The following is a 6,813-nucleotide window of genomic DNA, read 5'->3' on the forward strand; positions in this document are numbered from 1 at the left end:
TCGCAAATCTTCGGCATCGCTTTCTCCAACAAACGTTGGTTACACTTCTTCATGCTCTTTGTCCCCGTGACTGGTTTATGGATGAGTGCTGTGGGTGTAGTGGGATTAGCGCTTAATCTACGGGCCTATGACTTCGTTTCTCAGGAATTGAGAGCGGCGGAAGACCCGGAATTTGAAACCTTCTACACTAAAAATATTCTGCTTAACGAAGGTCTGAGAGCTTGGATGGCTCCCCAAGACCAACCCCACGAAAACTTTATCTTCCCTGAGGAGGTTCTCCCGCGTGGTAACGCTCTCTAATATCCCTACCGCTAGTGGTCGTGACCAAAGTTCCACTGGCTTCGCTTGGTGGTCTGGTAACGCTCGTCTTATCAACCTCTCCGGTAAACTGCTCGGCGCTCACGTCGCCCACGCCGGTTTAATCGTTTTCTGGGCTGGGGCGATGACCCTGTTTGAAACCGCCCACTTTATCCCCGAAAAACCGATGTACGAACAGGGTTTAATCCTGCTTCCCCACTTAGCTACCCTCGGTTTTGGGGTCGGTCCGGGTGGTGAAGTAGTCGATACCTTCCCCTACTTCGTCGCTGGTGTTCTGCACTTAATTTCTTCGGCTGTACTCGGTTTTGGTGGTATCTACCACGCTATCCGCGGACCGGAAACCCTAGAGGAATACTCTAATTTCTTCGGTTACGACTGGAAAGACAAAAACCAAATGACCAACATCATCGGTTATCACCTGATTCTCTTGGGTTGTGGTGCGCTGTTGTTGGTATTTAAAGCCATGTTCTTTGGCGGTGTCTATGATACCTGGGCCCCCGGTGGCGGTGATGTCCGCATCATCACCAATCCGACCCTCAACCCCGCAGTTATCTTTGGTTATCTGACCAAAGCTCCTTTCGGTGGCGAAGGCTGGATTATCAGCGTCAACAACATGGAAGATATCATCGGCGGTCACATCTGGATTGGCTTAATCTGTATCGCTGGCGGTATCTGGCACATTCTCACCAAACCTTTTGCCTGGGCGCGTCGCGCTTTCATCTGGTCTGGAGAAGCCTATCTGTCCTACAGCTTGGGCGCTCTTTCCATGATGGGCTTTATCGCCGCCGTTTACGTTTGGTTTAACAACACCGCCTATCCCAGTGAATTCTACGGTCCGACCGGCATGGAAGCTTCCCAAGCTCAAGCTTTCACCTTCTTGGTGCGTGACCAACGCTTAGGTGCTAACGTCGCTTCTGCCCAAGGCCCCACCGGTCTAGGTAAATACCTGATGCGCTCTCCCACTGGCGAAATCATCTTCGGTGGTGAAACCATGCGTTTCTGGGATTTCCGCGGTCCCTGGTTAGAACCCCTCCGCGGTCCTAACGGTTTAGACCTCGACAAAATCAGAAATGACGTACAACCCTGGCAAGTACGCCGCGCGGCTGAATACATGACCCACGCTCCTTTAGGTTCCTTGAACTCTGTGGGTGGGGTTATCACTGACGTTAACTCGTTTAACTATGTGTCTCCTCGCGCTTGGTTGGCTACCTCTCACTTCACCCTCGCCTTCTTCTTCCTGATTGGACACCTCTGGCACGCTGGACGCGCTCGCGCCGCCGCCGCCGGTTTCGAGAAAGGAATTGACCGCGAGACTGAACCCGCATTGGCAATGCCTGACCTCGACTAATTTCGGTTAGTTCGATGGCAGCGGCTCCCGTCTAGTTGGCGGGAGCCTTTTTGTGGTTAATATCAGACATTGACATCCTCAGACGCAGCTAAAACACTCTCTAAAGCCGATAATAATCGTTGATTTTCTGCCGGTAAACGGACAGCGACCCGAAAATAATTGCTGCCCAATTCGGGGAAACTGAGACAATCGCGGATAAAAATTCGATGATATTTTAATAAAGCTTCCTGTAGGGGTAAACAGGAAGATTGAGATTGTACTAAGAGGAAGTTAGCGGCACTGGTTTGGGGCTGTAATTGCGGAAAATTAGCTAATCCCTGCCATAAATCCTGGCGGGATGCCGTTAACCAATCCCAAGTTTGTTGTTGAAAATCCCTATCTTCAATTGCCGCAATAGCGGCAACCACAGCCAAATTATTCACCGACCAAGGATCGCGCCATCTTTGCCATTGTAACAGGCGATCGGGATGAGCGAGGACGTATCCTAGACGCAAACCGGGGAGACTGTAAAATTTAGTTAGGGAACGCAAAATCACGAGATTGGGATATTCCGGCAACAGAGATATTAAACTCTCCTGTTGTGGCGGGGGTAAAAAATCCATAAAAGCTTCATCCACTACCACCAAACCAAATTGCGATAGATAGGGACGAATGGCCGCCACCGTCCAGAGTTTCCCGGTGGGATTATGGGGATTATTAAGTAATAAGCCTTGTTTTTCGGGATTAACCGGCTTTAAACTGGTTAAATCTAGGGAATGTTGGCAGATTTTTCCACCAAAACTTTTTAAAGCCCGTTCGTAATCGTTAAAAGCGGGTGTTAGTACATAAACACTATCAAATGAGGCCAATTCCCGACCAGCCCAGGTTAATAACTCAGCCGTACCATTGCCCGGGAGAATCCAATCTGGTCCGATATTGTGCCATTGACCGAGGGCAGAACGCAACTGCCAATACGCGGGGTCAGGATAACGAGTCAGACTGGTTAAATGGCTTTTAATAGCGGTTAGGGCGCTTTCCGGTGGACCGAGGGGGTTGATACTGGCAGAAAAATCGAGAATAGAGGAAACCGGACAGCCAGCAATTGCGGCCGCCCAGTCAAGATTACCACCATGTTTAGGTCTAGGCAAAAGACTTACAGCGAACGAAACTCAACAGTAATTATTCCTTATCCGGAGCCACTCTGTCTTTAAACAGTTTACCCGCCGAGAAAGCCGGGACGCGAGTGGCTGGAATCTCCATCTTATCGCCGGTTTTCGGGTTGCGTCCTTCCCGGGCCTGACGTTCCCGGGCCTCGAAGGAACCGAATCCTACTAGGGTTACTTTGTCCCCCTCAGAAACCGCATCGATAATGGTTTCGATGGCGGCAGTGAGAACAGCATCTGCTTGTTTTTTGGTCACAGAGGCTTTGAGAGCGATTTGATCGATTAATTCACCTTTATTCATGCGCTAACTCCTTTTTTTGCGGTTTTTCTGAGTTTAGGGTGGTTGTCAGTAGTTTATTATGGTTCCCCTGTTGAGGACTCGCCAGGATCGAGATCACTAAATAAAGCCTCAAATCCTCATTGGCTATATATTCCACTGCATTATTCTAAGCGGGAATTGTCTCGATCGGAATCGCTGAAACCTTTAATTTATCTAGATTTCCCCCCGATTCCCCGGTAAGAGGAGAGACAAAAGGGAATAAGCGAGAGATTTACGGCGATATAAGCTAATAAAAAGAGATTAGCAAGCTAAATTGCCGATAAATATTCTCTAAAAGCGATAGGCATCCTAACTTCCCAAAAATCGTTCATCGGTTCTCTCCCAGATTTTTGATTAATTTTGCCACCAAAAACGTTAAAAAAGTTTACCAAAGCAATTTCTGCCCAAAAATTAAGGTTCAGACCCAGGAGATATTCGCTAGAATTGGAACTTATGATCGTTAAAAATATTCAAAAAAGCAGGATTTAACTGGAAAGTTTGCTATCATTATCTATTCAGCGACAAACTCGCATGGTGATTTACTGCTATCCCCTAGCCGATCTAGGTCAAAGCTTAAGACGTTCTTTTATCGTGACTTTTTTGGCAGTAATCGCCATTCTTGGCGGTGTGATTCCCGAATTTTCTTGGACGACGGCGGTGGTTAGTTTCCGGTCTTCCGCTTATACTCAAGATTTTACGGCTGACCAAATTAAACGTTATGCGACCGCAGTTTTGTTGATCGAAACCCAAAGAAAACAAGCTTATCAGGCAATTTCGCAAATTTTAGGCAAAATTCCCCCAGCAATTACCTGTAACCAACGGGAAAGCTTTAATAATCTTCCCGCTAATGCCCAAAAAATTGCCGTCGATTATTGTAATAACTCAAAAAAGATTGTCCAAGACAGTGGACTGAATGCGACTGAATTTAACGCCATTACTAATCGGGTTCGTAGCGATGATAACTTGAGACGACGGGTACAAAATGAGATGATTCGTCTGCAGCGGGAAAATAAATAGAAAAAGTTCCTCAGTTTTTCGGGTCAAGTTGGAGTCAGGGCTACAATAAGAATGTTTTTTCTCATTGACCAATATCATGTTAACTTTTACCGAGCGCTTACCCCCCCGTCATACCGCTAGTCCACCTCCCCCAGAAACGGTGGTTTTTAGCCTCCTACTTACGGCCGAAGAACGCACCCGCAGCCGTTATCGTCTCGACAGTCCCGAAGGTTTTTCCCTCTGTTTTCGTTTACCTCGCGGCACCATTCTACAGGATCGCGATTTCCTGCGGGGAGAAAACGGCGAAATTGTTCAAATTATCGCTAAACCCGAACCAGTTATCACTATTACCGCCCCTTCAACCGATTTACTCCTCAAAGCGGCCTATCACCTCGGTAATCGTCATGTAGCCCTAGAAATTAACCCCGATTATCTGCGTCTGGCCCCTGATTCTGTCCTACAAGCAATGTTAGAAGGTTTGGGATTAACTGTAACTGAAGAAATCGCCCCCTTTAACCCCGAAATCGGCGCTTATCAGCATTATCATGACCTGGAAGAGGCAAAAAAGGGATAGTTAGCTAATCTTGCCCAATGCCCTTTCTGATTTAGAGTAAGCAAAAATCAAACTCGGTTTCGACTTACCTCTTTTCCTACCATAAATTGTAGTTTTTGGGCATTATCTTAACAAAATTTAACTGACAAAAAAACAGTAACTTTTTAACAGCCTCTACGGGATGTTTTCTTAATCAAGAGGCTCTCATTCTGCTAGTTTCTAGAATTTTAATCGGCCTCGGTGAATTGATTAATCATCAAAGTAAAAATCGAACTACGAGGAATGAATAACCATGGTACTTTCAGAACTAGCACCAACGGCTGTAACCTCTGTCCTGTCTGATTTATCCACACCCACTGAGGTTAAAAAATTCCCTGCTCAAAACAATGATCTAATCTATTTTTGTGAACTAGATTCTAGTAATAAACTGATCATTGAACCGCAAGGGGTTTATACAACTCTCGACGGACGAATTTATCTTAGTCGAAAATGTTAGGATTTTTCAACTATTATCTATATTTTCCGTCAGCCAATTTTTAAAGTTTCTGATGGCTTCACTTCTCCCTACTTGTTGACTTTGTTTAACAAATTGATTAATTAATTCAATAATCGGGATCTGAGGAAAATTGGGACTGCTTAAAGACTCAATATATTCTCCTTCTTGTAATAAATTAATCTGTAGGCCACTTTGAGTATAACGCCACAGTTCGGGAACACCTAACTGTCGATAATTATCTAAATAAGTACGGGAAGTAATATCAATTTCTAGGACTAAATCGGGGGGGGGATCACTTTCTAAATTAAGTCTATTTTTGCCAATAACGGCTTGATAGTTTTTAATATAAAAACAGGCATCAGGTTCAACCGCTTGATTCATCCGCTCGTTTTTAAATGTTGTTGATCCTAACGGTTCAAAATCAATATTGAGTGCTTCTAACAAAAACTGAACCATATAATTAATGATTTCTTTATCTTTTTCATGTTCGGGTAAAGGTACCATAATTTCTAATATTCCGTTACTGTAGGATAACCGAGAAGCACGACTTTCTCCTAATTCTGATAATATTGTCTCAAATTTTTGCCAGTTAAGCTCTTTTAAAAGTAACTGTTGACCAGGATTGACGATAATTTGTTCTAAGGCTAATTGCATGGCTTTAGCTGAAAATGTTGATTTCTTAGTTTAATTATACCCTTACTCATAGGATTGCAACAAAAATTAAGCCTATTTGTAATATTCTGCCAGTTTTATTAAAGTGTTATTTCGTCGAGTAATAATTTTGGCATCAACCCCTTCAGATGGATCTAAATGTTCAGATTCTACAAGAGATTTAATAAAATTGGAAACTTGAGGGTTTAATTCTCCTTGATGGGTTGAAGATAAGCTCGTCATTAAAGCATCATACCATAACCCATTTTCGGCATAGCGTTCTGCTTGTTCAGTTTTTTGAATTGGTGGTTGACTTAAATGAATGGGTATTTCAACCACTCGGAATTCTGCTCGTTGAATCATCCAAACGTCAGGACTTTGACGAATAGCGACTTGCCATAAATACTTTTTACCCACTTCTAAAGGGGTTTGATTACTGGGAAAAGAAAAGTTATGAATTCCTCCTTTTTGTTGAAATCTTAACGTTTCTCTCCTTTGTTTAATTTTTCCTTGCTCATTAAATTCAAATAAGCGAAAATCTACCTCATAATCCGTATTTTGATTACCCACTATGCAGACAAAAGAAGGGGTAACAGATACCGTTTGACCGACATAAACTTGCGATGCAATATTGGAAGAAGTATATAAAGTGTCTCCAAAACTTGGGGAAATGCACAAATTAAAAGAGTAATTTAGAGAAGTATTTGAGAAAAATACGGAGGGGAATGAGGGATTATTTGCCTTGAGCGATTGGATAAAAAAGGCGATGGCTTACTTTCCTAAAAGCTGCCAGACAATTCGGCGCTGGATTGACGAAATAACTGCCTATTTTGATAACCGAACAACCCAGGGAACAGTGGAAGGAATTAACAATAAACTGAAGGTGATTAAAAGGAGAGGCTATGGATTTAGAAACTTTAAAAACTTTAGTCTTAGATGTTTATTAAATTGGCATTTTGCTAGTTGATTTTACATGGTAAGTTCGGAAGA

At 43.6% G+C, this 6,813-nt stretch carries 8 protein-coding genes and 2 pseudogenes; 6 read left to right on the forward strand and 4 right to left on the reverse strand.

The window, feature by feature from the left end:
- A pseudogene (locus EWV60_RS08350) lies at positions 1 to 300 on the forward strand (photosystem II D2 protein (photosystem q(a) protein)); the annotation flags it as partial.
- On the forward strand, positions 284 to 1,666 hold the full coding sequence (psbC, locus tag EWV60_RS08355) for a photosystem II reaction center protein CP43 (RefSeq protein WP_002801320.1): 1,383 nt from the start codon (positions 284 to 286) through the stop codon (positions 1,664 to 1,666). The pseudogene EWV60_RS08350 and the gene psbC, both read left to right, overlap by 17 nt.
- A gap of 62 nt (positions 1,667 to 1,728) precedes the next feature.
- Here the strand turns inward: psbC and cobD are convergent, their stop codons facing one another.
- Both cobD and hbs read right to left on the reverse strand, forming a co-directional pair.
- Positions 1,729 to 2,793, reverse strand: a complete 1,065-nt coding sequence (cobD, locus tag EWV60_RS08360; protein WP_024968477.1) for a threonine-phosphate decarboxylase CobD — start codon at positions 2,791 to 2,793, stop codon at positions 1,729 to 1,731.
- Between the two features lie 31 nt (positions 2,794 to 2,824).
- Complete coding sequence (hbs, locus tag EWV60_RS08365) at positions 2,825 to 3,109, reverse strand: non-specific DNA-binding protein Hbs (RefSeq protein ID WP_002739253.1); 285 nt, start codon at positions 3,107 to 3,109, stop codon at positions 2,825 to 2,827.
- 549 nt (positions 3,110 to 3,658) lie between these two features.
- On the opposite strand from hbs, the gene EWV60_RS08370 reads away from it, so the two are divergent.
- From EWV60_RS08370 to EWV60_RS08380, 3 genes are all read left to right on the forward strand, one after another.
- Entirely contained in the window at positions 3,659 to 4,144 is a 486-nt protein-coding gene (locus EWV60_RS08370; RefSeq protein ID WP_002738674.1) for a DUF4168 domain-containing protein, read from the forward strand.
- A gap of 76 nt (positions 4,145 to 4,220) precedes the next feature.
- Positions 4,221 to 4,697 carry an urease accessory protein UreE gene (gene ureE / locus EWV60_RS08375; RefSeq protein ID WP_002747017.1) on the forward strand — a complete coding sequence of 159 codons (477 nt, stop codon included), beginning with the start codon at positions 4,221 to 4,223 and terminating at the stop codon, positions 4,695 to 4,697.
- Positions 4,698 to 4,968: 271 nt separating this feature from the next.
- Entirely contained in the window at positions 4,969 to 5,172 is a 204-nt protein-coding gene (locus EWV60_RS08380; RefSeq protein WP_016516461.1) for a hypothetical protein, read from the forward strand.
- A gap of 6 nt (positions 5,173 to 5,178) precedes the next feature.
- On the opposite strand, the gene EWV60_RS08385 is transcribed toward EWV60_RS08380, so the two are convergent.
- Together EWV60_RS08385 and EWV60_RS08390 are read right to left on the reverse strand one after the other, a co-directional pair.
- Positions 5,179 to 5,826, reverse strand: a complete 648-nt coding sequence (locus tag EWV60_RS08385) for a Uma2 family endonuclease (protein WP_287231846.1) — start codon at positions 5,824 to 5,826, stop codon at positions 5,179 to 5,181.
- A gap of 72 nt (positions 5,827 to 5,898) precedes the next feature.
- The gene (locus EWV60_RS08390) at positions 5,899 to 6,501 is read right to left on the reverse strand and encodes a DUF928 domain-containing protein (RefSeq protein ID WP_199309477.1); all 603 of its coding nucleotides are present in this window, start codon (positions 6,499 to 6,501) and stop codon (positions 5,899 to 5,901) included.
- Between EWV60_RS08390 and EWV60_RS08395 the strand changes: the two are divergent.
- Positions 6,455 to 6,790 (forward strand): annotated as a pseudogene (locus tag EWV60_RS08395) (ISL3 family transposase); the annotation flags it as partial. The gene EWV60_RS08390 and the pseudogene EWV60_RS08395 overlap by 47 nt on opposite strands.
- Positions 6,791 to 6,813: the final 23 nt, after the last annotated feature.

Source organism: Microcystis sp. Msp_OC_L_20101000_S702, from assembly GCF_007095705.1.
GTDB classification, from domain to species: Bacteria; Cyanobacteriota; Cyanobacteriia; order Cyanobacteriales; family Microcystaceae; genus Microcystis; species Microcystis ichthyoblabe_A.